Raw genomic sequence first — 24,645 nt, 5'->3', positions numbered from 1 at the left:
CTGTTGGCACCTCAGGGTCTTTCTGGTGAAATTTGTCGAGATTTCTTCACAGCAAGTACATCGCGTAGAAATCATGAGCAAGACGGGGGGTTTGCCACCGGGGGAAAGCGGCAGCAGTGCTGTCTTCCGGCATGTCCCTTCGGCTTATCGAGTTACTCACTCCGCTGGAGACCTATTTAAATGAAGAAGACCCTTCTTGCCGCCGCCTTGCTGGCCGGCTTCGCAGGTGCCGCTCAAGCGCAAAGCAACGTCACGCTGTACGGTTTGGTTGACGCCGGCTTCAACTACACCAAACTCGAAGGCCAAGACCGTCGGATCGGTATCGACAGCGGACTGATGAGCCAGTCGCGCTTCGGCATCCGCGGTTCGGAAGACATCGGCAACGGCCTGAAGGCCATTTTCACCCTGGAAAACGGCTTCACCGTTGACAACGGCCAGCAAACCCAGGGCCGCCTGTTCGGCCGCTACGCCTTCGTTGGTCTGGAAAGCGCCTCCGCTGGCCGCCTGACCCTCGGCCGTACCACGAACCTGGCCTTCATGTGGGCCGCCGGCATCGTCAACCCGTTCGGCCTGAGCTTCAGCTCCGCCAGCATCGGCAGCACGTTCGGCTACAACGACGCCGATCTGGGCGCCGGCCGCGTCAACAACTCGATCTACTACTACTCGCCCAGCTTCGCTGGCTTCCAGGGCGCCGTCGGTTACAGCTTCCAGTCGAACCCCGACACGGAAGTCGCCGGCAACAAGAACAACGATCGCCTGGTCGACCTGGGCCTGAAGTATGACAACGGTCCCCTGAAGGCCGTGGTGACGTACCAGTACCTGAACCCGTCGGACCTGACCCCGAACAACGGCAAGTTCAAGAACCTGACCCTGGGTGCCAACTACGACTTCGGCGTCGTGGCCGTCTACGCCGGCTACGCCAACGCCAAGGGCATCCGTACCGTGGCTGGCTACAACGGCGCCATCAACGCCACTTCGGCCAACTTCACCAAGGACAACGCTTACACCATCGGTCTGAGCGCTCCCCTGGGACCTGGCAAGGCCTACGCTGCCTACCAGAAGGCCACCAAGTCGAAGACCAGCAACTGGGCCATCGGCTACACCTACGACCTGTCGAAGCGTACCAACCTGTACGCCTTCTTCGTCGACGGCGAAGTTCGCGACTTCGCGGCCGCGAAGGATCTGACCAATCGTCAGTTCGCCCTGGGCCTGCAACACCGCTTCTAAGCACACGATGCCGGTTTGACCGGCGTCATGGGGGCTTCGGCCCCCGGTGCGACCAAGCATGGGAACCCCGCTTCGGCGGGGTTCTTTTTTGCGCATACCGTGCATTCCCCCCGGCGCCTCGCCGATGAACCCCGCTTGCCGATCCGTATCAGGATGTAACGTCCTTTCCCCTATCTGTTGCGTGGATAACGACAAGACCAATTGGTTTAGACAGAATCGCAACACCGCCAAATCCCGCACCAGATTTAGCAGTTGGCACTCTTAATCCTTTCTGGTGAAATTTATTGCAGATTTCTTCGCAGCCTAAGCAGCACCGCCTGGAAATCGAAAGTCGAACGGGGATCGCGCAGCGGCAAACCAAGAAATACCCACCGCCGTCCGCGCTGCCACCTAAACGCAATGTTTTTCGCTGGAGACCACGTAATGAAGAAGACCCTTCTCGCGACCGCTCTGCTGGCAGGTTTTGCAGGCGCCGCCCATGCTCAATCGTCCGTCACCCTGTACGGTCTGGTTGATGCCGGCTTCAACTGGGCCAAGGAAGACGGCGAGACCGTCAAAGGAATCGACAGCGGCCTGATGAGCCAATCGCGTTTCGGCATGCGCGGCTCTGAGGATCTGGGCAATGGCCTGAAAGCCATCTTCACCCTGGAAAACGGCTTTACGGTGGACAATGGCCAGCAAACCCACGGCCGCCTGTTCGGCCGTTATGCGTTCGTCGGCCTCGAAAGCAACAGCCTGGGTCGCGTGACCCTGGGCCGCACGACCAACCTGGCGTTCATGTGGGCCGCCGGCATCGTCAACCCGTTCGGCCTGAGCTTCAGCTCCGCCAGCATCGGCAGCACGTTCGCCTATAACGACGCTGTCATGGGTGGCGGCCGCGTCAACAACTCCGTGTACTACTACAGCCCGTCGTTCTACGGCATCCAGGGCGCCATCGGCTATAGCTTCAACGCGTTCGCCAGCCCGAGCGGCGAAAGCGAAGCCCCGCGAAGCGGCAGCAACAACCGCATGATCGACGCCGGCCTGAAGTACGACAACGGCCCGATCAAGGGCGTGCTGACCTATCAGCAAGTGGAATCGCCGCTGCCGGGCACCAAGACGTTCCGTAACCTGACCCTGGGTGCGAGCTACGACTTCGGCGTCGCGGCCATCTACGCCGGCTACGCCCGTGCTCGGGACATCACCGGCGCCTATCTGAACGGCTATAACCGCGTGGTGGCCACGGGCGGCCAGTTCGACAGCGACAACGCCTACACCATCGGTGCCAGCGCACCCCTGGGACCCGGCAAGCTGTACGCCGCCTACCAGAAGGCCACCAAGTCCAAGGTGGACGGCTGGGCCATCGGCTATACCTACGACCTGTCCAAGCGCACCAACCTGTACGCCTTCTTCGCCGACAACGATGTGCGCAACTTCGACGAGAACCGCGACATGACCTACCGCCAGCTGGCTGTCGGTCTGCAACACCGCTTCTAAGCAAGAGGCCGCAAGGCCAACATCCGCCGGCGCCCCTCGCGGGCGCGCCGGCCCCTCACCCCGGGTATGCGCCCGGGGTTTTTATTTGCGCGTGGGAATCAGGCGGTCCAGCGGCGCGCGTTGCGGAACATGCGCATCCACGGCGAGAACTCCCCGCCGCTGTCCTTCGGTCCCCAGGATGCCGGGCTCCATGACATCTGCACGTTGCGGAACACGCGTTCCGGATGCGGCATCAAGGCCGTGAAGCGACCGTCCGCGGTCGTGACGCCGGCCAGGCCGCCGGCGCTGCCGTTCGGGTTGTACGGATAGGCTTCCGTCGGCTTGCCGGCATGATCGACGAAGCGCATGGCGGAAAGCGCCGCGCCGGCATTACCCTGCCGGGAGAAATCGGCATAGCCTTCGCCATGGGAAACGGCGATGGGCATGCGCGATCCGGCCATGCCGTCGAAGAAGACGGACGGCGACTCGGGAATCTCCACCAGCGAGAAGCGAGCCTCGAACTTTTCCGAGCGGTTGCGGGTGAAGCGCGGCCAGTCCTGGGCGCCAGGGATCATGGGCGCCAGCGCGGCGAGCATCTGGCAGCCGTTGCAGACGCCCAGCGCGAAGGTGTCGCTGCGGCCGAAATAGGCGGCGAACATGTCGGCCAGCACTGCGTTGTACTGGATGGTCTTGGCCCAGCCTTCGCCGGCCCCCAGCACGTCGCCATAGCTGAAGCCGCCCACGGCGACCAGGCCCTTGAAGTCCGACAGGTTGATCCGCCCGCCGATCAGGTCCGTCATGTGGACGTCCCAGGACTCGAAGCCGGCGCGGTCGAAGGCGTAGGCCATCTCGACCTGGCTGTTGCAGCCCTGCTCCCGCAGGATGGCCACGCGCGGCCGCACGCCAGTGGCGATCATGGGGGCCGCGATGTCTTCCTGGGGATCGAACTCGACCCGGGGCGAAAGGCCAGGGTCGGCCGTGTCGTCCCACAGCGCGAATTCCGCCTGGGCGCAGTCGGGATTGTCGCGCAGCGCCATGATGCGGCGGCTGACTTCGCTCCAGGCCTTGCCCAGCTCGGCCCGCGGCTTGGCCCAGATCTTCCGGGCATCGCGGTAGAACTCGATCTCGTCGCGATCATTGGGCTCGCCGATGACGTGCGAGTGCGCCGACAGCCCGGCCCCGCGCAGCACCTCCATCACCGCGTTGCGGCTGCCGGCGGGCACCTGGATGACGGCTCCGGCCTCTTCCGAGAACAGGGCCTTGATGGTCAGCTCGTCGCGCTGCACCGCGACCTGCTCCGGCCGGATCTTGAAGTCGCCCCAGTCCGCCGCGTAGGGATCCAGGGTCAGCATATCGAGGTTGATCGACAGGCCGGTGTGACCGGCGAAAGCCATCTCGCACAAGGTGGCGAACAGGCCGCCGTCGGAACGGTCGTGATAGGCCAGGATGACGCCGCTGTCCGCCAGGGTCCGTATCGCCGCGAAAAACGCGCGCAGATCCTCGGGCGCGTCGATGTCGGGCACTTCCTGGCCGACCTGGCCGATGGCCTGGGCCAGGACGGATCCTCCCAGCCGATGCTTCCCGCGGCCCAGGTCGATCAGGATCAGCGTCGTCTCGCCCTGGTCGGTGCGAAGCTGCGGGGTGAGGGTCTTGCGCACGTCGTCCACGGGTGCGAAGGCCGTCACGATGAGCGACACCGGCGCCACGACGCGGCGTTCCTCGCCGTTTTCGGCCCAGGTGGTGCGCATGGAGAGCGAATCCTTGCCGACCGGAATCGCCAGGCCGACCTGCTGGCACAGCGCGCTCACGGCACTGACGGTGTCGTACAGCGCGGCGTCCTGGCCGGGTTCGCCGCATGCGGCCATCCAGTTGGCGGACAGCTTGACGTCTTCCATGCGGGCCACGGGCGCGGCGACCAGGTTGGTCACGGCCTCGGCCACGGCCATGCGGCCGGAAGCCGGGGCGTCGATGACGGCCAAAGGCGTGCGTTCGCCCATGGCCATGGCTTCGCCGCGCACGCCGCTGTAGTCGGCCAGCGTGACCGCGCAGTCTGCCACGGGCACTTGCCATGGGCCGACCATCTGGTCACGCGACGACAGCCCGCCCACCGTGCGGTCGCCGATGGTGATGAGGAAGGTCTTGTTGGCCACCGTGGGATGCCGCAGCACGCGCAGGGCTACGTCGTCCAGGTCCAGGCCGACGACATCGAGCGGTTCGCCGGCCCCGGGCTGGCGAACCACGTCGCGCTCCATACGGGGCGGCTTGCCCAGGATGACATCGACCGGCACATCCACCGGCCGCGCGGTCCGGGCCCATTCGGCGGCCGGCACGTCGCCGGCGGAGAATCCTTCCCCGTCGACCACGCGCAGCTGGCGCGCCTCGGTAGCGACGCCGACCACGCCATACGGGCAGCGTTCGCGCCGAGCGATGGCATCGAAACGCTCCAGGTCCTGGGGCAGGATGGCCAATACATAGCGCTCCTGCGACTCATTGCACCAGATCTCCGCGGGAGACAGGCCCGACTCCTCGAGCGGCACGCGCTGCAAGTCGAACACCGCGCCGCGTCCAGCCCCGTCCACCAGTTCGGGGAAGGCGTTGGACAGGCCGCCCGCTCCCACGTCGTGGATGGAGAGAATAGGATTCTCCGCGCCAAGCTGCCAGCAGCGGTCGATGACTTCCTGCGCGCGGCGCTCGATCTCGGGATTGCCGCGCTGGACCGAATCGAAGTCCAGGTCGGCGGCATTGCTGCCCACGCTCATGCTGGAGGCCGCGCCGCCCCCCATGCCGATGCGCATGCCCGGTCCGCCGAGCTGGATCAGCAAGGCGCCCGGCGGCAGCTCCAGCTTGTGGGTGTAGCCGTCCTCGATGCTGCCCAGGCCGCCCGCGATCATGATGGGCTTGTGGTAGCCCCAGCGCACGCCGCCGGCAGTCTGTTCGAAGGTGCGGAAATACCCCAGCAGGTTGGGCCGGCCGAATTCATTGTTGAAAGCGGCGCCGCCGATGGGCCCCTCGATCATGATGGACAGGGGCGAGGCGATGCGGTCCGGCGCGCCGTGCCCGGCGCCCTCCCATGGCTCGAGGGCGTCGTCGAAGCGCAGGTGCGATACGGTAAAGCCGGTCAACCCGGCCTTGGGCTTGGAACCGCGGCCGGTGGCGCCCTCGTCGCGGATTTCGCCGCCCGCGCCGGTCGATGCCCCGGGGAACGGGGAAATGGCGGTCGGATGGTTGTGCGTCTCGACCTTCATCAGGGTATGGACGATCGCTTCGCGGCGGCCATACACCTGCCCTTCCCCCCCGGGCTGCACATGAAAGCGCTCGGCCTTGCCGCCCGCCATCACGGCGGCGTTGTCCGAATACGCCACCACCGTGCCCTCCGGCTGCGCGCGGTGGGTCGCGCGGATCATGCCGAACAGCGTATCGGACTGGGCCTGGCCGTCGATGACCCACTGGGCGTTGAAAATCTTGTGGCGGCAGTGCTCGCTGTTGGCCTGCGCGAACATCATCAGCTCGACATCGGTCGGATCGCGGCCCAGCGCCGTGAACGCGTCGACCAGGTAGGCAATCTCGTCGTCGGAGAGCGCCAGCCCCAGGGTACGGTTCGCGGCCACCAGCGCCTGCGCGCCCTCCGTCCGCAGCGGCACGGTCTGCATGGGCTTGCCGGCCAGCGTGGCGAACAGCGGCGCGCCATCGAAGGCGCCGTCGACCACCGTCTCGGTCATGCGATCGTGCAGCACTCCGGCCAGCGCCGCCAGCTCGTCGGCCGACGGCGCCTTGGCACCTCCCAGCAATCCGCGCTTGAGCACCAGGGTATAGGAAACGGCGCGCTCGATCCGGCGCACGCCGGCCAGGCCGCAGTTATGGGCGATGTCGGTCGCCTTGCTGGCCCAGGGCGAAACGGTACCCAGGCGAGGCACCACGAGCAGCTCCACGCCTTGCGGCGCGGCGGGCGCCGGATCTCCGTAGCGCAGCAGGCCCTCCAGGCGCTGATGCTCGTCCGCCGTCAACTCGCCTTCCACGGAAACGAAATGCACGTAGCGGGCCGCGACGTCGGTCACCGAGGCTTGCAGGGATTGGAGCCGGCGCAGCAGGCGCTCGCGGCGGAACGAGGAAAGGGCAAGGGGGCCGGAGAGGCGCAGGATGGAGGCCACGATAAGAGAGCAGGAAGCGGAGGAGATGACGGAAAACGCGAGGAGAACCGCGTGCCAGCGCTGATTTTACTTCGTACGGAGGCATCCGGGAAAACCACGAGCGGCGCTGCGCCACATCGGCGCTGGCCACGGCTGGAAAATGGCGGTACGCCGACTTTTCCCGCAAAACCCACAGCGTTTGCATTTTTTTCGCGTGTGTAGCCTGCGCCGCGTAAAATCCGGTGCCCGCACCTTGGCGCACACCGCTGCCTCATGGGGAAGACGGGCCGACCAAGTAAAGCGACCAGACTCCCTATGCGTGTGATTGTGATCGGTGCCGGCATCGTCGGTGTGTGCACCGCGTATTGGCTCAACCGGCACGGCATGCAGGTCACGGTCGTCGACCGCCGCAGCGGCATCGCGCAGGAATCGAGCTATGGCAGCGCCGGCATACTCGCCGCCGATTACGCCTCGCCCTGGGCGGCGCCGGGCATGCCGGGCCACTTCTTCTCCCATCTGTTCAAGGCCGAGGCGCCCGTGGCCCTGCGCACCTCGCTCGACCCCGCGCTGTGGAAATGGCTCGTCAAGTGGCTGGGACAATGCCGCGCGGAGCGCTATGCCGCCAACAAGCGGACGATGCAGCGCGTGGCGCGCTACAGCCGCGCGCAATTGGCCGACTTGCGCGAAGAGCACGGGTTCGAGTACGAGCGCCGCAGCGGCTACCTGCAGTTGCTGCGCACCCAGCGCGACCTGGAGCGGACCGAGCCCGCGCGCCGCGTCATGCAGGACAGCGGCATCGCCCATCGCCTGCTGAGCCCCGACGAGGCGCTTGCCATGGACGTGCACCTGCAGGACGCCGTCCACGTCGGCACGCCGCTGGCCGGGGCGATCCACTATCCCGACGATGAATCCGGCAACTGCCCTCTCTTCGCCCGCCTGCTGGCGGCCGAATGCGAGCGGTCCGGCGTCGAGTTCAAGTTCAACGCCGTCGCGCATCCCATGCAGAACGCGTCGGGCGCGGTCACCGGCGTACGCCTGAAGGACGGCGCCATGCTGCCGGCGCAGGCCGTGGTGATGGCCGGAGGCAGTGACGCGGCCGGGTGGCTCGGCCGGCTGGGCATCGCCGTTCCCATGTACCCGGTCAAGGGTTACGCCGCCAACCTGCCCTTGCGGGGAGACGCCATCGGCCCCCGGCGAGCCTTCGTCGACGAAGCCTACCGGGTGACCGTGACGCCGCTCGGCCAGCGCCTGCGCATTGCCGGCACGGCGGAACTGGGCGGGCGCGGACCCGGCATGCATGGCAAGGCGCTGCGCACGCTGGTCAGGGTGGCCCAGGATTGGCTGCCCGGCATGCTGGATCTGTCGCGCGCCACGTGGTGGTCCGGCACGCGGCCCATGACCCCGGATGGTCCGCCCATTCTCGGCGCAACCCGCCTTCCCGGGCTGTACGTGAATACCGGCCATGGCTCGCACGGATGGAGCATGGCCGTCGGCACGGGGCGCATCCTGGCCGATCTCGTCGCCGGCAAGACGCCCGACATCGATCTGGACGGATTGGACATAGGCCGCTACGCGCGCAAGAATTAGCGCATGGAAGCCCGTCCGCACCAGCTGTTCCGCACGCCGGTCATCCGGCTGATCGAGCGCGAAGCGCAGGCTGCGCTGCCCGCGCACACGTTGATGCGCCGCGCGGCGCGCGCCGCTGCGGACCTCATCGCCGCGCGATGGCCCCGGCACGAGGTCGAAATCCTGTGCGGGCCGGGCAACAACGGCGGCGACGGCCTCATGCTGGCCGCGCTCCTGCACCAGGCCGCACGCCCGGTGAAGGTCTGGACCCTGTCCGGCGGCGGCAAGCGGCCGCCCGATGCGGAGCAAGCCTGGAATGAACTGCCGCCCGGCCTGGTGCAAACCGGCCAGCCCGATGCGCGCGGCCTGCCGCCCGCATCCGCCGTGCTCGTGGTCGATGCGCTGTTCGGCATCGGCCTGTCCCGCCCCCTGCCCGAGGAAGCGCAGCGCTGGGCGGCCTGGGCCGCCCGCCGGGAAGCGACGGTGCTGGCGCTGGATACGCCCAGCGGACTCGACGCGGACACCGGTACGGCACAACCCGGCGCCTTCGTCGCCCACCACACCCTCACTTTCATCGCCGACAAGCCGGGGCTCCATACGCGAGCCGGCCGGGACCATGCCGGCACGGTCAGCGTGGCGGACCTCGGCCTGTCGGCCCAGGTCCAGCGGCAGGCCGCCCACGCGGGCCTGCTGACGCGGCGGGCCGACTGCGCCGCCTTGTTCCAGCCTCGCCCGCACGATACGCACAAGGGCAGCTTCGGCACGCTGGGCCTCCTCGGTGGCGCCCCCGGCATGACCGGAGCCGCCCTGCTCGCCGCCCGCGCGGCGTTGTACGGCGGCGCGGGCAAGATCCTGGTTGGCCTGGCCGAAACGGCCTCGTCATCGCTGGCATGCGATCCGCTGCATCCCGAACTGATGCTGCGCAGCGCCGACGCGCTGCTGGATCACGCCGAACGCCTGGGCGTCACGGCCTGGGTGGCAGGTTGCGGCATGGGAGCGGACGAATGCGCCGAACGGTGGCTGGGGCGCCTATTGTCCGAGGCGCCCGCCTCGCTCCCGCTCGTCCTGGACGCGGATGCGCTGGTCCTGCTCGCGGCGGTTCCGGCGCTGTCGCGCGGCCTGGCGGCCCGCGGCGGCCCCGCCATCCTGACGCCGCATCCGCGCGAGGCGGCCCGCATGCTCGGCGTCTCGACCGACGAAGTACAGGCGGACCGCATCGAAAGCGCGCGGGAACTGGCGGCGCGCTATCGGTCGTGGATCGTGCTGAAAGGCGCAGGCAGCATCGTCTGCGGCCCGAACGGCGCATGGTCGGTCAACGGCAGCGGCAATGCGGGCCTCGCCACGGCCGGCACCGGCGACGTGCTGGCCGGCATGATGGGGGCGCTGCTGGCGCAAGGCATGGGCGTGGAGCTGGCCGCGCGTAACTGCGTCTGGCTGCATGGCGCGGCCGCCGACGATCTGGTCGCGCGCGGCATCGGCCCGCTGGGACTGACCGCGAGCGAGATCGCCCCGGCCGCGCGGACGCTGCGCAACCGCACGTAACCTTCAGGAAACGTCGGCCGCCGAATCGTGCACCAGCCGGCCGCCGGCCACCACCAGCTGGCGGGCGCAGCGCTGGGCCAGCTTGGCGTCGTGCGTCACCAGCAGCAACGTGGTTCCCCGTTCACGATGCAGTTCGAACATGAGGTCGATGACGGCCTCGCCGGTAGCCGAGTCCAGGCTGCCCGTGGGCTCGTCGGCGAACAGCAGCTCGGGTTCGACCACGAAGGCCCGCGCCAGCGATACGCGCTGCTGCTCTCCCCCCGACAAGGTCTTGGGGTAGTGGCGCAGGCGCGCGCCCAGCCCGACCCGTTCGAGCATCGCCGTGGCGGCCGCCCGGGCCTCGCGGCCGGCCAGTTCCAGGGGCAGCATGACGTTCTCCAGCGCCGTCAGATGAGGCAGCAGCTGGAACGACTGGAACACGAATCCGACATGGCGCGCACGCAGCCTCGCTCGCTGGTCCTCGTCGAGCGCGAACAGGTCCTGGCCGGCCAGGTGCACGTCCCCTTCGGTCGGTACGTCCAGCCCGGCCAAGAGCCCCAGCAGCGTGGACTTGCCCGATCCCGAACTCCCGGTAATGGCGACGGTCTCTCCAAAGGCCACCGTAAAATCGACCGCATCGAGGATGGAGAGCTCCCCGCTCGAATCGGTGACCCGCTTGGCCAGCGATCGCACGGCGATGGCGTGGCGGGTTGCGGATGCGGCGGCAGGATGGCCGGCGTCGGATCGGGTAGGTCCCGTCATGATTGCATCGCTCGAAGAAAGGAAAGACATGATAAAGCCTCGCTCATCGCCACCCGCCCACGTCGCGGCCCCGGCAAGGCCCCATGCGGGACGCCGGGCCCTGACGGGCGCGCTGGGCCTTGCCCTTGCGCTCGCCGTCGTTGCCTCCGCCGCCCAGGCACAGACCGCCGCCGCCGGCGCGAGTTCCGCGCCGGTGCTGCTGGTGCTGGGCGACAGCCTGTCGGCCGAGTACGGGCTGCCTCGCGGCACCGGATGGGTGACACTGCTGGAAACGCGCCTGCGCGAACGCAAATTCGATTACCGCGTGGTCAATGCCAGCATCAGCGGCGATACGACCAGCGGCGGCGTGAGCCGCCTGCCAGCCCTTCTGTCCAAGCATAGGCCGCGGGTCGTGGTCATCGAACTGGGCTCCAACGACGCCTTGCGCGGCCTGTCGCTGCAGATGACCGAACAGAATCTCAACAGGATGGTGCAGGCGTCGCGCGACGCCGGGGCGCGCGTGCTGCTGGTCGGCATGCAGATCCCGCCCAACTACGGGCGGGACTATACGCAGCGCTTCCAACAAGTGTTCACGAAGGTGGCGCAGTCCCAGAAAGTGGCGCTGCTGCCCTTCCTGCTCGACGGGGTGGCCGAGCACATCGAAATGTTCCAGCCCGATCGCCTGCACCCCACGGCGCAGGCGCAGCCGCGCTTGCTGGACAACGTCTGGCCCCGCCTCGAGCCGCTGCTCGCGACGGGAAAGTCCTGAGGCCCGTTCTCGACATAGGCCGTCCACACCGGAAGGAAGGGGCGAAGCCGCCCCGCCCTCCGGCGCTCAACGCTCGGAAGACGGCGCAGCGCCCTGCCCCTCGGCCGATACGCTGACCTTGTATTTCTCGCGCAGCGTCTGCAGCACGGCCAGTTGCTCGGCTTGCGCCCAGCGGCGCTCCATCATGGATTTCTCGCCGGCGATGGCGCTGGCGTCGGGCTTGGGCGCAGCCTCTACCTTGGCGATGCGGGCAATGACGTAGGCATCGCTCGCGATCGCGCCGACGAAAGCCGGCAGTTTGTCGGTAGGCGCCTTCATGACCGCATCCAGTACGGCGGGCGCCACGCCTTGCGGCGCATTGCGCGCCACCGTGGTCGCGGCGCCGAAGCCTTGCGTCGAGTCCTGCGCCCGCAGGGCCTTCAGGCGCTCTTCGCCGGCGGCGCGCGCCAGGTCGATGGCCTTGTCCTCGGTCAATTGCTTGCGAATGCCGGCAGCCACGTCGGCGAGCGGCTGCACCGCGGCCGCGATGTGCCGGGTCACGCGCACGGCCGCCAGCCGGTTGGGAGCCAGCTCGATCACGCCGGAATTGCGCTTCTCGCGCAGGACCTCGTCGGAGAACAGGGCCTGCAACACTTTCGGATTGCCCAGCACGTCGTTGCCGGATTGCCCGCTGCGCGTAACGCCCTGGGCTTCCTGGATCTTGAGGCTGAATTTCTGCGCCGCCGGGTCGAGCGTGTCGCTCTGCTCGTACACCAGGTTGGTGAACTGCTCGACCGCCTCGGCGAAACGGCGCGCCGCCTGCTGCTGCTTGATCTCTTCGACGATCTGGCTGCGCACTTCGGCCAGCGGCTTGACCACCGCGGGACGGATGCCCGTGAGCTTGATCACGTGGAAACCGTAGTCGGTCGGCACCACGCCCGACACCTCGCCCTGCTTGAGCGCGAAGGCGGCATCCTCGAAGGGCTTGACCATCATGCCGCGGCCGAACCAATCGAGGTCTCCGCCGTTGCGGGCCGAGCCCGGGTCCTGGGAATTCTCGCGCGCCAGCTTGGCGAAATCGGCGTTGGGCGCCTTGGCCTGGTCGGCCAGGGCCTGGGCCTTCTTGCGCGCTTCCTCGCGCGCGGCCTCGCTGGCACTACTGTCGACCGCGATCAGGATGTGGCTGGCGCGGCGCTGCTCGTCCTGGCGGTAGCGCGCCTGGTTCTGCTCGTAATAGCCCTTGATGTCCTCGTCGGACACGGAAACGCCCGTGGTCACCGCGCCCTGGTCCAGCACCACGTACTGCGCATCGACCCGCTCGGGCAGTTCGAAGCGGGACCGGTTGGCTTCGTAGTAGGCCTTCACCTCGTCGTCGCTGACGTTGACCTTGGCGCGGTAGTCGGCGGCGGCGATGCGCAGGGTCTGGATCTGGCGGCGCTCGGTAGCGGCGGCCACCAGGCGGTCCATCACCGCATCGGGTACGGCCGCCGATTGCGCCACCGGCCCCAGCACCTGCTGCAGGGCGAGATCGCGCCGCAGTTGAGACTCGAACATGACCGGCGTCATGCCTTGCGCGGCCAGCGCGTCGCGGTAGCGGGCATTGCTGAAGCGGCCGTTTTCCTGCACCGCCGGGATGGCCTGAATGGTGGCCCGGAGCTGGTCGTCGGAGGCCGAGAAATGGTTCTTCGACGCTTCCGCCGCGATCAGCCGGGTATTGATGATCTCGTCCAGCACCGCCTGCCGCATGGCGGGCGTGTCGAAGGCCTGGGGATCGAACTGCGCCCCCATCATCGAACGCAGCTGGTCGAGCCGGTTGCGCACGGCGGCGTCGAACTCCTGCTGCGTCACGGACTCGCCCGCCACCTTCGCCAGGGCCTTTTCGCCTTCCATGAAACTGGAGTAGCCCTGTATGCCCACGAAGACGAACGACGGCAGGATCAGCAGCAGCAGGACGAACTGCATCCAGCGGCGGTGGTTACGGATGAGGTCAAACATGCGGGAATACTCCGGTCGGATGCCAGCGGCAAGACGGCCATACAAGCAAAATGCCCACAGGCGCAAGGCCAATGGGCACCCAAAAGTGTCGTTCCGATTCTAGCATGGCCCCCCGCGCCGAAATGCACGCACGCAACGTCCCCGCGCGCGGCGCCCGCCACTGCCTCAGGCTGGCCCCACCGCCGAAAACAGCGCCGTGTCGCGCGCCAGGTCGCCGCTCGCCCGCACGCGCCGGTCCCGGCTCGCGGCGAAGTCCAGCATGCGGTCGATCGGCACTCGGGCCCGCTCTCCAAGCGCCGGATCGAGCACGATCTCCCCGCTTCCATGCTCCAGGGCGTCGGCGAGGTTGGCCAGCCCGTTCATGGCCATCCATGGGCAATGCGCGCAACTCTTGCAAGTGGCGCTATTGCCTGCAGTGGGCGCGGCGATGAAGGTCTTGCCCGGCGCCGCCTGCCGCATCTTGTACAGCAGCCCCTGGTCCGTAGCGACAATGAAATGGCTTGCGTCCAGCTCGCGCGCCGCCTTGATCATCTGCGCGGTCGACCCCACCACGTCGGCTTGCGCCACCACCGCCGGCGGCGACTCAGGGTGCACCAGGACCTTGGCATGGGGATACTCGGCGCGCAGCAGCTCCAGCTCCACGCCCTTGAACTCGTCGTGCACCAGGCACGAGCCCTGCCACAGGAGCATGTCCGCTCCGGTCTGCGCCTGGACGTAGGCGCCGAGGTGGCGGTCGGGCGCCCACAGGATTTTCTGTCCCAGCCCGTGCAGGTGCGCCACGATGTCGAGCGCGATCGCGGAGGTCACCGCCCAGTCGGCCCGCGCCTTCACCGCGGCGCTGGTGTTGGCATAAACCACCACGGTGCGGTCCGGATGCGCATCGCAGAATGCCGAGAAGGCGTCGGCCGGGCAGCCCAGGTCCAGTGAGCAGGTAGCGTCAAGATCGGGCATCAGCACACGCTTTTCCGGGCTCAGGATCTTGGCGGTCTCCCCCATGAAACGCACACCGGCGACCACCAGCGTCCGGGCCGGGTGATCGCGGCCGAACCGTGCCATCTCCAGCGAATCGGCCACGCACCCGCCGGTTTCCTCGGCCAGCTCCTGCAGTTCGGCGTCGACATAGTAGTGCGCCACCAGCACGGCATGCTCGCGCGCCAGCAACTCGCGGATGTGCGACTTCAAGTCCGCGCGGCGTTCGGCGGACACCGGTTCGGGCACCTTGGCCCAGGCCCGCCCGACCGCGCAGGCCGCGCCTTCGGCATGCGGGGCGATGGAGGGATGGTCGAAATCGAGAGCGCGCAGCGTGGCCGTGTTCATGTCGTCTTCAGGGTTGGTTATATACTCAACTTGAGCATTTATAGGGCAAAAAAATAGGAACCGCTATTTATGCTAAATGTGAGCATATGTCGTGTCAAGGAAAAAGCTTCGTCACTGATGCTCAGTGGCCTCGTGCTTTTCATCGACGTCAACGATCCCGCCGGCGCCAAGGCAGCGCAGCCCCCGGGGGGAGCGACGCGCCGCGGAGGGCATGGGCGAAAAAAAACCCCGGTGCCTGACCAGGGTTTCTTGCTACAAACGCACCTCGCATTGGCGGACTTGGTGGGTGCTACAGGGGTCGAACCTGTGACCTACGCCTTGTAAGGGCGCCGCTCTACCAACTGAGCTAAGCACCCGCCGATGCGGCAACAGCTTGCCGTTTGTTTCGGTGCGTATTGTAGCGGATTGCCCGGACTCTTGCAGAAAGCCGACCCGATGATGATCGGCTGCAATGACGGGCGGAGCGCCGACTTAGTTGATGGCGTCCTTGAGTGCCTTGCCCGGACGGAACTTGGGCACCTTGGCTTTCTTGATCTTGATGGCTTCGCCGGTGCGCGGGTTGCGGCCGGTACGCGCGGCGCGAGCAGTCACCGCAAAAGTGCCGAAACCGACCAACGTCACGGTGCCACCTTTTTTGAGCGTCGTTTTCACCGCCCCCACCAACGCATCCAGCGAACGGCCGGCAGCCGCTTTGGAAATGTCGGCTTGCTTGGCGATGTGGTCGATAAGCTCGGTCTTGTTCATTAGGCCCCTCACAAGGTCTATCTGTGGAAAAAATTTTTGGTCCCGATGCTGGGTCGCAAGGGGCACCCCCGGAGCGCGACGTATCGCGTCAGTACCACCCGCGCATACAAAACGCAGACGGGTATTTAATCCTCGGGCAGAAAGGCGTGTCAAGGGAAACACGCTGGAAAACCGCATAAAACCTCATGTTTCCCCTTGTGACCGAAAAAAAGAGGGCACTTGCGTGCCCTCTTGTCCGTAACAGTCGCGGTGATCAGTGCTTCATGACAGGATCGGCAGCGCCTCCGCCTTCCGCCGCAACGTGCGCCTCGACCTTCTCGTCGGTCTTGGCGGCCGCCTCTTCTTCCGGCAAGGACTCGGGCAGACGCTCCAGCGCCAGTTCCAGCACGCGGTCAATCCAGCGAACCGGCACGATCTCGAGGTGGTTCTTGACCGTATCGGGAATCTCCGCCAGATCCTTGGCGTTCTCTTCGGGAATCAGCACGGTCTTGATGCCGCCACGATGCGCGGCCAGCAGCTTTTCCTTCAAGCCGCCGATGGGCAGAACTTCGCCGCGCAAGGTGATCTCGCCCGTCATCGCGACATCCGCGCGCACCGGGATACCGGTCAGCGCCGAAACGATGGCGGTGGTGATCGCCGCGCCGGCCGACGGACCGTCCTTGGGCGTCGCGCCTTCCGGCACGTGCACGTGCATGTCCTTCTTCTCGAACACCGCATGGTCGATGCCCAGCCGACGGGCGCGCGAGCGCACCACGGAACGCGCGGCTTCGACCGATTCCTTCATGACGTCCCCCAGCGAACCGGTACGCTGTATCGCGCCCTTGCCCGGCATGACCGCCACTTCGATCGTAAGAAGATCGCCGCCGACTTCCGTCCAGGCGAGTCCCGTTACCTGGCCGACCTGATTTTCCTTCTCGGCCACACCGAAGGTGTAGCGCCGCACGCCCAGGTAGTCGTTCAGGTTGTCGGCCGTGACCACCACTTGCCGCTTCTCGCCCTTGAGCAGCAGGCCCTTGACCACCTTGCGGCAGATCTTGCTGACCTCGCGCTCGAGCGCGCGCACGCCCGCTTCACGCGTGTAGTAACGCACGATGTCGCGCAGCGCCGACTCTTCGACCTTCAGTTCCTCGGCCTTCAGCCCGTTGTTCTTCATCTGCTTGGGCAGCAGATGCTGCATGGCGATATGCACCTTTTCGTCTTCGGTATAGCCCGACAGGCGAATCACTTCCATCCGGTCCAACAAGGCCGGCGGAATGTTCAAGGTGTTGCTCGTCGCCACGAACATCACGTCTGAGAGGTCGAAATCGACTTCGACGTAGTGGTCCTGGAAGGTGTGGTTCTGTTCGGGGTCCAGTACCTCGAGCAGCGCCGAGGCCGGATCGCCGCGGAAATCCATCCCCATCTTGTCGACCTCGTCGAGCAGGAAGAGCGGATTGCGCGCGCCGACCTTGGACAGGTTCTGCAGGATCTTTCCCGGCATCGAACCGATGTACGTACGGCGGTGGCCACGGATCTCGGACTCGTCGCGCACGCCGCCCAGCGCCATCCGCACGAACTTGCGGTTGGTCGCCTTGGCGATCGACTGGCCGAGCGAGGTCTTGCCCACGCCCGGAGGCCCGACCAGGCACAGGATGGGCGCCTTGACCTTGTCCACGCGCTGCTGCACGGCAAGGTATTCAAGTATGCGTTCCTTGACCTTCTCCAGGCCGTAGTGGTCGTCGTTGAGCACCTCTTCCGCGTGCTGCAGCGAGTTGTTGACCTTGCTCTTCTTCTTCCAGGGCAGGCCCACCAGCGTATCGATGTAGTTGCGCACCACGGTGGCCTCGGCCGACATGGGCGACATCAGCTTGAGCTTCTTGAGCTCGGCGTCGGCCTTCTTCTTGGCCTCCTTGGGCATGTGCGCGGCCGTGATCTTCTTTTCGAGTTCCTCGAAGTCGGCGCCGTCCTCGCCCTCGCCCAGTTCTTTCTGGATGGCCTTGACCTGCTCGTTCAGGTAGTACTCGCGCTGGCTCTTTTCCATCTGCTTCTTCACGCGGCCGCGGATGCGCTTTTCCACCTGAAGAATGTCGATCTCGGTCTCGAGCTGCGCCAGCAGCGCCTCCAGGCGCTCGGAAGTCGAGAACACCTCCAGCATCTTCTGCTTCTGCTCGAGCTTGAGCGGCAGGTGCGCGGCGATGGTATCGGCCAGGCGGCCGGGTTCGTCGATGCCCGACAGCGAAGTCAGGATCTCGGGCGGGATCTTCTTGTTCAGTTTGACGTACTGGTCGAACTGCGAAACGATGGCCCGGCGCAAGGCCTCGGTCTCGGACCCCTGGCCGCGATCCGGGTCGATCGGCACGAGCTCGCAGGCGAAATGCGCGCCGAGGTCGTCGATGCGGGTGATACGGGCGCGCTGGGCTCCCTCGACCAGCACCTTCACGGTACCGTCGGGCAGCTTGAGCATCTGCAGGATGCTGGCCAGACATCCGATCTCGTAGATGTCGTCAGCCGAAGGCTCGTCCTTGGCCGCCGACTTCTGGGCCACCAGCATGATGCTCTTGCCGGCCTCCATGGCGGATTCCAGGGCCTTGATGGACTTCGGCCGGCCCACGAACAGCGGGATGACCATGTGCGGAAATACGACCACGTCGCGCAGCGGGAGCAGCGGCAACTCGATCGGTTCGGGAGGGAGTATCTGGCTCGCAGACATGATTCGTCCTCGAATTTGAATGCAATCAGGATGAGGGCGTAAACGTGGATTTCAAGCGTCGGCGGGCAATTGGTCTGCGAAAGCAGCCGGGCCCATGCCCTTTTCCCGGACATTCGCCACGAGAAAAAGGCATAAACCCGAAGAGAGGCGCAGATTCATCATTCGCCTTGAGGCCTTTGATTTACACGCCATGGACCAATGTAGCATATGGAGCTCCCCCTACGCGCTTACGCGCGCGCCCCAAGGGGGCGGCACTGGCGGACCGGCGGGGCCGGATCCGCTGTGCCCTGGGGTACCACCGGGCTGATGGGAGGCCGGCGTTCTGGCGTACAACCGCGCGAGGCGAACGCTGTGGTCTAAACGCGACGGCCAGTCGTAAAGAAAAATAAAAGATAGAAAACGGAGAAGAGAACGCCGTTCCCCGCCATCCTGGCGGTACCCCAGGATGCGGTGGATCCGGCTCCGCCGGTCCACTCGCATCGCCCCCTGGGGGGCGCGCGCAAGCGTGTAGGGGGGACCTACTTACTAGCCACCTTCGGCTTGTCGCCGTAGATGAGCAGGGGAACACCCTCGCCCGTGACGGCGTTTTCGTCGAGGACCACCTTGGTGACGTTGCCCTGGGTGGGCAGTTCGTACATGGTGTCGAGCAGCGCGGCCTCGATGATGGAGCGCAGGCCGCGGGCGCCGGTCTTGCGCTTGAGCGCCTTCTGGGCGATGGCCTGCAGGGCCTGGGGACGGACGTCCAGTTCGGCGCCTTCCATTGCGAGCAGCTTCTGGAACTGCTTGACGAGCGCGTTCTTGGGTTCGACCAGGATCTGGATCAGCGCTTCCTCGTTCAGCTCGTCCAGCGTCGCCACGACCGGCAGGCGGCCGACCAGTTCGGGGATCAGGCCGAATTTGATCAGGTCCTCGGGCTCGACCTCGCCGAACAGTTCGCTGACCGAACGCTCCGCTTCGGACTTGACCGAGGCGCCGAAGCCGATGCCCGATTTCTCGGTGCGGCCGCGGATGACCTTTTCCAATCCGTCGAAAGCGCCGCCGCAGATGAACAGGATGTTGGTCGTGTCGATCTGCACGAAGTCCTGGTTCGGGTGCTTGCGGCCGCCCTGCGGAGGCACCGACGCGACCGTGCCTTCGATCAGCTTGAGCAAGGCCTGCTGCACGCCCTCGCCGGAAACGTCGCGGGTGATGGACGGGTTGTCGGCCTTGCGCGAGATCTTGTCGATCTCGTCGATGTAGACGATGCCGCGCTGCGCCTTCTCGACGTCGTAGTTGCAGTTCTGCAGCAGCTTCTGGATGATGTTCTCGACGTCCTCGCCCACGTAGCCGGCCTCGGTCAGCGTGGTGGCGTCGGCGATCACGAACGGTACGTTCAGCAGACGGGCGAGCGTCTGCGCCAGCAGCGTCTTGCCCGACCCGGTGGGGCCGATCAGCAGGATGTTGCTTTTTGACAGCTCGACGTCGTCCGCCTTGCCGCCGGCGTGACGTATGCGCTTGTAATGGTTGTACACCGCCACCGACAGGATCCGCTTGGCCCGGGTCTGCCCGATCACGTACTGGTCGAGGATTTCCTTGATCTCGGCCGGCGTGGGGAGCTCGGACTTGGCGCCGGTCTTGACGTCGGCTGCCACTTCGTCGCGGATGATGTCGTTGCAGAGGTCGATGCACTCATCGCAAATGAACACCGACGGTCCGGCGATCAACTTGCGAACCTCATGCTGGCTCTTGCCGCAGAACGAGCAATAGAGCAGCTTTTCGTTCGACCCTTTCTTTTCCGACATGGTCAACCCTGTTCGCTACGACTGCTGAAGACTTTGTCGATCAAGCCATAAGATAGCGCATCAGCCGCCGACATGAAATTGTCGCGTTCCGTGTCCACCGCGATGCGCTCGATCGGCTGGCCGGTGTTCTCGGCCAGGATGCGGTTCAGGCGTTCGCGCAGGTACAGGATTTCGCGGGCGTGGATTTCGATGTCTGTCGCCTGCCCCTGGGCGCCGCCCGAGGGCTGGTGGATCATGATGCGGGAATTGGGCAGCGAGATGCGCTTGCCCTTGGCTCCCGCGGCCAGCAGGAACGCGCCCATGCTGGCGGCCAGTCCGGTGCAGAGCGTCGCCACGTCGGGCTTGACGAACTGCATGGTGTCGTAGATGGCCATGCCGGCATACACAGACCCGCCGGGCGAGTTGATGTAGAGCGAGATGTCCTTGTCGGGATTCTCGGACTCGAGGAACAGCAACTGGGCCACGATCAGGTTGGCCGAGGCTTCCGCCACCGGCCCCACCAGAAAGATGATCCGCTCTTTCAGCAAACGCGAGTAGATGTCGTACGCACGCTCACCCCGACCGGACTGTTCGATCACCATCGGCACGTAGCCGAGGGATTTGGGACCGAGCGACTCGGCCCCGTACATCGATGCGTAGAAATCTACGAAGCGTTGCATCAGGTCGTTCCCATCAATTCATCGAAGGAGACTTGCTCGTCCGTGACCTTGGCCTTGGACAGGACATGCTGAACGACGTTGTCCTCCAGCACGATGGCCTCGATCTCGGCCAGGCGGGCCTTGTCAGTCAAATAGTAGCGCACGACTTCTTCCGGGCGCTCGTAGCTCTGGGCGAAGTCCTCGATCCGGGCGCGGATCTGGTCGGGCTTGGCCTTGAGGTTCTCGGTCTTGACCAGTTCGGACACCAGGAGGCCCAGGCGCACGCGGCGCTCGGACTCCGATGCGAAGGCCTCGGCCGGGATGGGCAGCTTGTCCGCATTGGGTACGCCGCGTTGCTTGAGATCCTCGCGGGCGGCGGCGATGCGGCGCTCGGTGTCGTCGCTGACCAGGGCCTTCGGGATGTCGAAGGTCGCGGCCTTGGCCAGGGCGTCCATCACGCTGGCCTTGGTGCGGGCCTGCGTGCGGTTGCGCACCTCGCGCTCGAGATTGGCGCGGATGTCGGCGCGCAGCTTCTCGACGTCGCCCTCGGCCTGGCCCAGTTGCTTGGCGAACTCGGCGTCAACCGCGGGCAGCACGCCCTCTTCCACCTTCTTGATCGTGATGGTGAATTCGGCCGTCTTGCCCGCGACCTCGGCGGAACCGTAGTCGGCCGGGAACGCGAGCGGAAACACCTTGGTCTCGCCCGCCTTCATGCCGCGCGCGGCCTGCTCGAACTCGGGCAGCATGCGGCCCTGGCCCAGCACGAATGGGAAGTCCTGCGCCGTACCGCCCTCGAACGCGACACCGTCGATGGTGCCGGCGAAATCCAGCGTGACGCGATCGTTGTCGGCGGCCGCACGGCCTTCGCGCTCTTCGAACGAGACGCGCTGCTTGCGCAGGATCTCGACCGTGCGCTCGACCTCGGCATCGCCCACTTCGCTCTTGGCGTTGGCGATTTCCAGCGCGGAGAGGTCGGGGATCACGACTTCGGGATAGACCTCGAACGTGGCGGTAAAGGCCACGACGTCCTCGGGCACGCCCTCGGTCTTGGGCTCGACCGACGGCGAGCCGGCCAGGCGCAGCTTGGACTCGGCCACGGCCTTCTCGAGCGCGTCGCCGATCTTGGCGTTCAGCACTTCCATGCGCACGTCGGGACCGTAGGTGCGGGCCAGCATGGGCAGCGGGACCTTGCCGGGTCGAAAGCCCGGCATCTTGGCGGTGCGGGCCAGGCGCTTCAGGCGCGTTTCGACTTCTTTTTCGATGTCGGCCACCGGCACGGAAAGATCCACGCGCCGCTCAAGACCTGACAGGGTTTCAACCACAGGCTGCATGCAAAAACCTATATTGAGTATGTGTAATCGACAGAATCGGAGTTACCCGCGCCGCGAGAGGCACCGCAACCAAAGATCGATCCGGGCATTCGCGAATTGTGCCACAGCCCCGGGCGGCGCCGCGGCGACGCCCGGCTCCCCCGGGAGCAGCCTTGCGCCGGCTGCGGCCGGACACCGCCAGGGTGGTTCAAACTTGTGGTGCGACCGAGAGGAATCGAACCTCCACAGGATTTCTCCCGACAGGACCTAAACCTGTTGCGTCTACCAATTTCGCCACGGTCGCACTCAGAAACGGGATTGTAACCCGAGTATTGGAAAAGGCCGGAAGCGACCCCTGCCGGGCGGCACCCGCCACCCTTCTGCCGCATCCGAGGCCCACGGCTGCCCGCCGCCGGCACGCCTTGCCGGCGAGATCCCTATATGGGAGCAACAGGCCCGACATCAAGGGATCCGGGGCGGGACAACCATTGTTTGCGCTTGCCGCGCCACTTCCGTGCCATGCGGGCCCAATGTTTACGCTTATTGATCATCCTTTCGGAAACGTTGGGATAGATTGCCATTGCAATCCTGCAATCACTCTGCGCCAGCGGCTCCGGCACGCGGCTCGACCGCTCCACCAGGCTCGACAGGCGGGCCTGGCAGGCCCTGCGGGCATACACCGTGCAAACGCCAGCGCTTGCACCCGAACCGCGACGCCGCCCACCCCACGGAATGATCGATACGAACCTGCCCGAAATCGCCGTACTGCTTGGAGAAACCGGACGCGACTACGATATCGCGAACGAACTCATGCGCACGGGCTTCATCGTCTACGTCTGCACGAGCACGCAGGAGGTCCATGCGTTGATGCGCGCAGGCAAGCTTCCCGTGATCCTCGCCGACGCCAGGCAGGCGGCGGCGTTCGACGACTATCCCTTGCCCCGGCTGGTCTACGTGCCGCGCACGGCGGACGCCGCCACCCCGGCCGGCAGGCAGGCGACGGGGGCCGCGTCCGGCGTGGAAGTCCGGGTAATGGGCTCGGATGCCCGCGTCGAGCTGACCGCCATTCTGCGTACGATGCGGCGCCATCTGGATGCGCCGATGGCGCCGGAGAGCATCGAGCGGCCCGTCCCCGCGCCCGCCCAGTGGCGCCTGTCGACGCCGCCACGGCGCCTGATCGGCCCGGGAGATCAAAGCCTGCCGCTGACGTTGACCGAATGGCAGTTCGTCAGCCTTCTGTTCATGGCGCCGAACCGCGTCCTGACCTTCGCGCAGTGGCAGGCCGCCTCAGTCCGGGACGGACAGAGGCAGTTGCACAACGTCGCGGTCCTCGTGAGCCGCCTGCGGCGCAAGGCGGCGCGCCACGGCATCAAGCTGCCGCTCGAAGCGGTGCGCGGCGTCGGCTATGCGTTCACCGAGCCTTGCGCGCGCGTCGATACGGGCGCCAAGCGCGTGTCCTAGCGCAGCCGGCAAAACGGCGGGCCCGAGGTTACAATCGCGCCCATGAATCCTCGTCTCGGGCTGCTGCAGCCCTACCCCTTCGAAAAATTGCGCGCGCTGTACGCCGATGTCGTGCCGCCCGCGAACCTGCGTCCCGTCGGCCTGTCGATCGGCGAGCCCAAGCACGCCACGCCGGCGTTCATCGAGGACGCCATCCGGCAGCACCTGTCCGGGCTGTCCAGCTACCCTCCCACCAAGGGCTCGCCCGCATTGCGCGCGGCCATCGCCGGCTGGCTCGAGCGGCGCTACGGCCTGCCCGCGATCGATCCCGACACCCAGGTGCTTCCGGTGCTGGGCTCGCGCGAGGCGCTGTTCGCATTCGCGCAAACGGTGCTCGACGGCGCGCATCAGCCGAGGGTGCTGTGCCCCAATCCCTTCTACCAGATCTATGAAGGGGCGGCCTTGCTGGCCGGCGGGCGGCCGACGTTCGTCAACGCCGACCCGGCGCGCAACTTCGGTTGCGACTGGTCTTCGGTGTCGCAGGCGGTGTGGAGCGAGACGCGGCTCGTCTATGTCTGCTCGCCCGGCAACCCGGCGGGCAACGTCATGGACCTGGACGAATGGAAATACCTGTTCGCGCAGGCGGACAAGTACGGCTTCGTCATCGCCTCGGACGAATGCTATTCCGAGATCTACCTGGACGAGGCCGAACCGCCGCTGGGCGCGCTGGAAGCGGCCCATAGGCTGGGCCGCGGCGACTTCCACAACATCGTGGTGTTCTCCAGCCTGTCCAAGCGGTCGAACGTGCCGGGCATGCGCTCGGGTTTCGTGGCGGGCGACGCCAGGCTGCTGGCCCCGTTCCTGCTGTATCGGACCTACCACGGCAGCGCCATGAGCGACGTGGTGTCGGCGGCCAGCATCGCGGCATGGAACGACGAGGAGCACGTGCGCGAGAACCGGCGCATGTACCGCGAGAAATTCGACGCCGTCCTGCCCATCCTGGGCGACGCGCTGGACGTCCAGCGTCCCCAGGCCTCGTTCTACCTCTGGCCGCGCACGCCCATCGACGACACCGAATTCACGCGGGGCCTGCTGGCCCAGGAGAACGTCACGGCCCTGCCCGGCAGCTACCTGGCCCGCGAAACGGCCGCCGGCAATCCCGGCGCCAATCGCGTGCGCCTGGCGCTGGTGGCGCCGCTGGACGAATGCGTGGAGGCGGCCCATCGCCTGGCCCGCTACGCCCGTTCGCTGCCAACCCCGCGCATCGCATAAACACCCGCACCGCATGCAAATACACTTCACCACCCTGGACACAGCGGATCCGGCCTTGCCGGTCCGCCAGTGCC

At 66.3% G+C, this 24,645-nt stretch carries 16 protein-coding genes and 2 tRNA genes; 7 read left to right on the top strand and 11 right to left on the bottom strand.

Annotated features, from left to right (window positions below; all coding sequences use genetic code 11):
• The first annotated feature begins 180 nt into the window (after positions 1-180).
• Together CDO44_RS25985 and CDO44_RS25980 are read left to right on the top strand one after the other, a co-directional pair.
• Entirely contained in the window at positions 181-1,227 is a 1,047-nt protein-coding gene (locus tag CDO44_RS25985) for a porin (protein WP_087783179.1), read from the top strand.
• Positions 1,228-1,650: 423 nt separating this feature from the next.
• Entirely contained in the window at positions 1,651-2,703 is a 1,053-nt protein-coding gene (locus CDO44_RS25980) for a porin (protein ID WP_158213444.1), read from the top strand.
• Between the two features lie 98 nt (positions 2,704-2,801).
• Here the strand turns inward: CDO44_RS25980 and purL are convergent, their stop codons facing one another.
• Positions 2,802-6,830: a phosphoribosylformylglycinamidine synthase gene (gene purL, locus CDO44_RS25975; RefSeq protein WP_087783177.1), complete on the bottom strand. Its 4,029-nt coding sequence runs from the start codon at positions 6,828-6,830 to the stop codon at positions 2,802-2,804.
• 294 nt (positions 6,831-7,124) lie between these two features.
• Here purL and CDO44_RS25970 point away from each other — a divergent pair, with 294 nt between their 5' ends.
• Both CDO44_RS25970 and CDO44_RS25965 read left to right on the top strand, forming a co-directional pair.
• Positions 7,125-8,396: a D-amino acid dehydrogenase gene (locus tag CDO44_RS25970; RefSeq protein WP_158213443.1), complete on the top strand. Its 1,272-nt coding sequence runs from the start codon at positions 7,125-7,127 to the stop codon at positions 8,394-8,396.
• Between the two features lie 3 nt (positions 8,397-8,399).
• Entirely contained in the window at positions 8,400-9,917 is a 1,518-nt protein-coding gene (locus CDO44_RS25965) for an NAD(P)H-hydrate dehydratase (protein WP_087783175.1), read from the top strand.
• 3 nt (positions 9,918-9,920) lie between these two features.
• On the opposite strand, the gene CDO44_RS25960 is transcribed toward CDO44_RS25965, so the two are convergent.
• Positions 9,921-10,658 carry an ABC transporter ATP-binding protein gene (locus CDO44_RS25960; protein ID WP_087783211.1) on the bottom strand — a complete coding sequence of 246 codons (738 nt, stop codon included), beginning with the start codon at positions 10,656-10,658 and terminating at the stop codon, positions 9,921-9,923.
• Between the two features lie 28 nt (positions 10,659-10,686).
• Between CDO44_RS25960 and CDO44_RS25955 the strand changes: the two genes are divergently transcribed.
• Positions 10,687-11,406 (top strand): arylesterase, encoded by a 720-nt coding sequence (locus CDO44_RS25955; protein ID WP_087783174.1) that lies wholly within the window; start codon positions 10,687-10,689, stop codon positions 11,404-11,406.
• Between the two features lie 66 nt (positions 11,407-11,472).
• Here the strand turns inward: CDO44_RS25955 and CDO44_RS25950 are convergent, their stop codons facing one another.
• The 9 genes from CDO44_RS25950 to CDO44_RS25910 all read right to left on the bottom strand — a co-directional run bounded on the left by CDO44_RS25950 (position 11,473) and on the right by CDO44_RS25910 (position 22,163).
• Entirely contained in the window at positions 11,473-13,380 is a 1,908-nt protein-coding gene (locus tag CDO44_RS25950; RefSeq protein WP_087783173.1) for a SurA N-terminal domain-containing protein, read from the bottom strand.
• Positions 13,381-13,545: 165 nt separating this feature from the next.
• Positions 13,546-14,697, bottom strand: a complete 1,152-nt coding sequence (nadA, locus tag CDO44_RS25945; protein WP_087783172.1) for a quinolinate synthase NadA — start codon at positions 14,695-14,697, stop codon at positions 13,546-13,548.
• Between the two features lie 280 nt (positions 14,698-14,977).
• Positions 14,978-15,053 (bottom strand) — tRNA-Val (locus tag CDO44_RS25940).
• Between the two features lie 115 nt (positions 15,054-15,168).
• Positions 15,169-15,618, bottom strand: coding sequence for an HU family DNA-binding protein (locus CDO44_RS28285; RefSeq protein ID WP_198951453.1), 450 nt, complete (start codon positions 15,616-15,618; stop codon positions 15,169-15,171).
• A gap of 76 nt (positions 15,619-15,694) precedes the next feature.
• Positions 15,695-18,130 carry an endopeptidase La gene (gene lon / locus CDO44_RS25930; protein WP_087783170.1) on the bottom strand — a complete coding sequence of 812 codons (2,436 nt, stop codon included), beginning with the start codon at positions 18,128-18,130 and terminating at the stop codon, positions 15,695-15,697.
• Between the two features lie 518 nt (positions 18,131-18,648).
• The gene (gene clpX, locus CDO44_RS25925) at positions 18,649-19,911 is read right to left on the bottom strand and encodes an ATP-dependent Clp protease ATP-binding subunit ClpX (protein ID WP_087783169.1); all 1,263 of its coding nucleotides are present in this window, start codon (positions 19,909-19,911) and stop codon (positions 18,649-18,651) included.
• A 2-nt stretch (positions 19,912-19,913) separates the two neighbouring features.
• Positions 19,914-20,570: an ATP-dependent Clp endopeptidase proteolytic subunit ClpP gene (clpP, locus tag CDO44_RS25920; protein ID WP_087783168.1), complete on the bottom strand. Its 657-nt coding sequence runs from the start codon at positions 20,568-20,570 to the stop codon at positions 19,914-19,916.
• A complete protein-coding gene (gene tig / locus CDO44_RS25915) occupies positions 20,570-21,880 on the bottom strand; it encodes a trigger factor (protein WP_087783167.1) in 1,311 nt (436 codons plus the stop codon). The genes clpP and tig overlap by 1 nt, the downstream gene beginning before the upstream one ends.
• Positions 21,881-22,076: 196 nt before the next feature.
• Positions 22,077-22,163, bottom strand: a tRNA-Leu gene (locus CDO44_RS25910).
• Between the two features lie 428 nt (positions 22,164-22,591).
• Here CDO44_RS25910 and CDO44_RS25905 point away from each other — a divergent pair.
• Positions 22,592-23,320: a helix-turn-helix domain-containing protein gene (locus CDO44_RS25905; RefSeq protein ID WP_087783166.1), complete on the top strand. Its 729-nt coding sequence runs from the start codon at positions 22,592-22,594 to the stop codon at positions 23,318-23,320.
• A 42-nt stretch (positions 23,321-23,362) separates the two neighbouring features.
• Positions 23,363-24,571, top strand: a complete 1,209-nt coding sequence (gene dapC / locus CDO44_RS25900) for a succinyldiaminopimelate transaminase (protein ID WP_087783165.1) — start codon at positions 23,363-23,365, stop codon at positions 24,569-24,571.
• Positions 24,572-24,645: the final 74 nt, after the last annotated feature.

Origin of the sequence: Pigmentiphaga sp. NML080357 (genome assembly GCF_002188465.1) — a bacterium.
Taxonomy (GTDB): Bacteria; Pseudomonadota; Gammaproteobacteria; order Burkholderiales; family Burkholderiaceae_B; genus Pigmentiphaga.
This window is presented reverse-complemented; position numbering and strand designations above follow the sequence as displayed.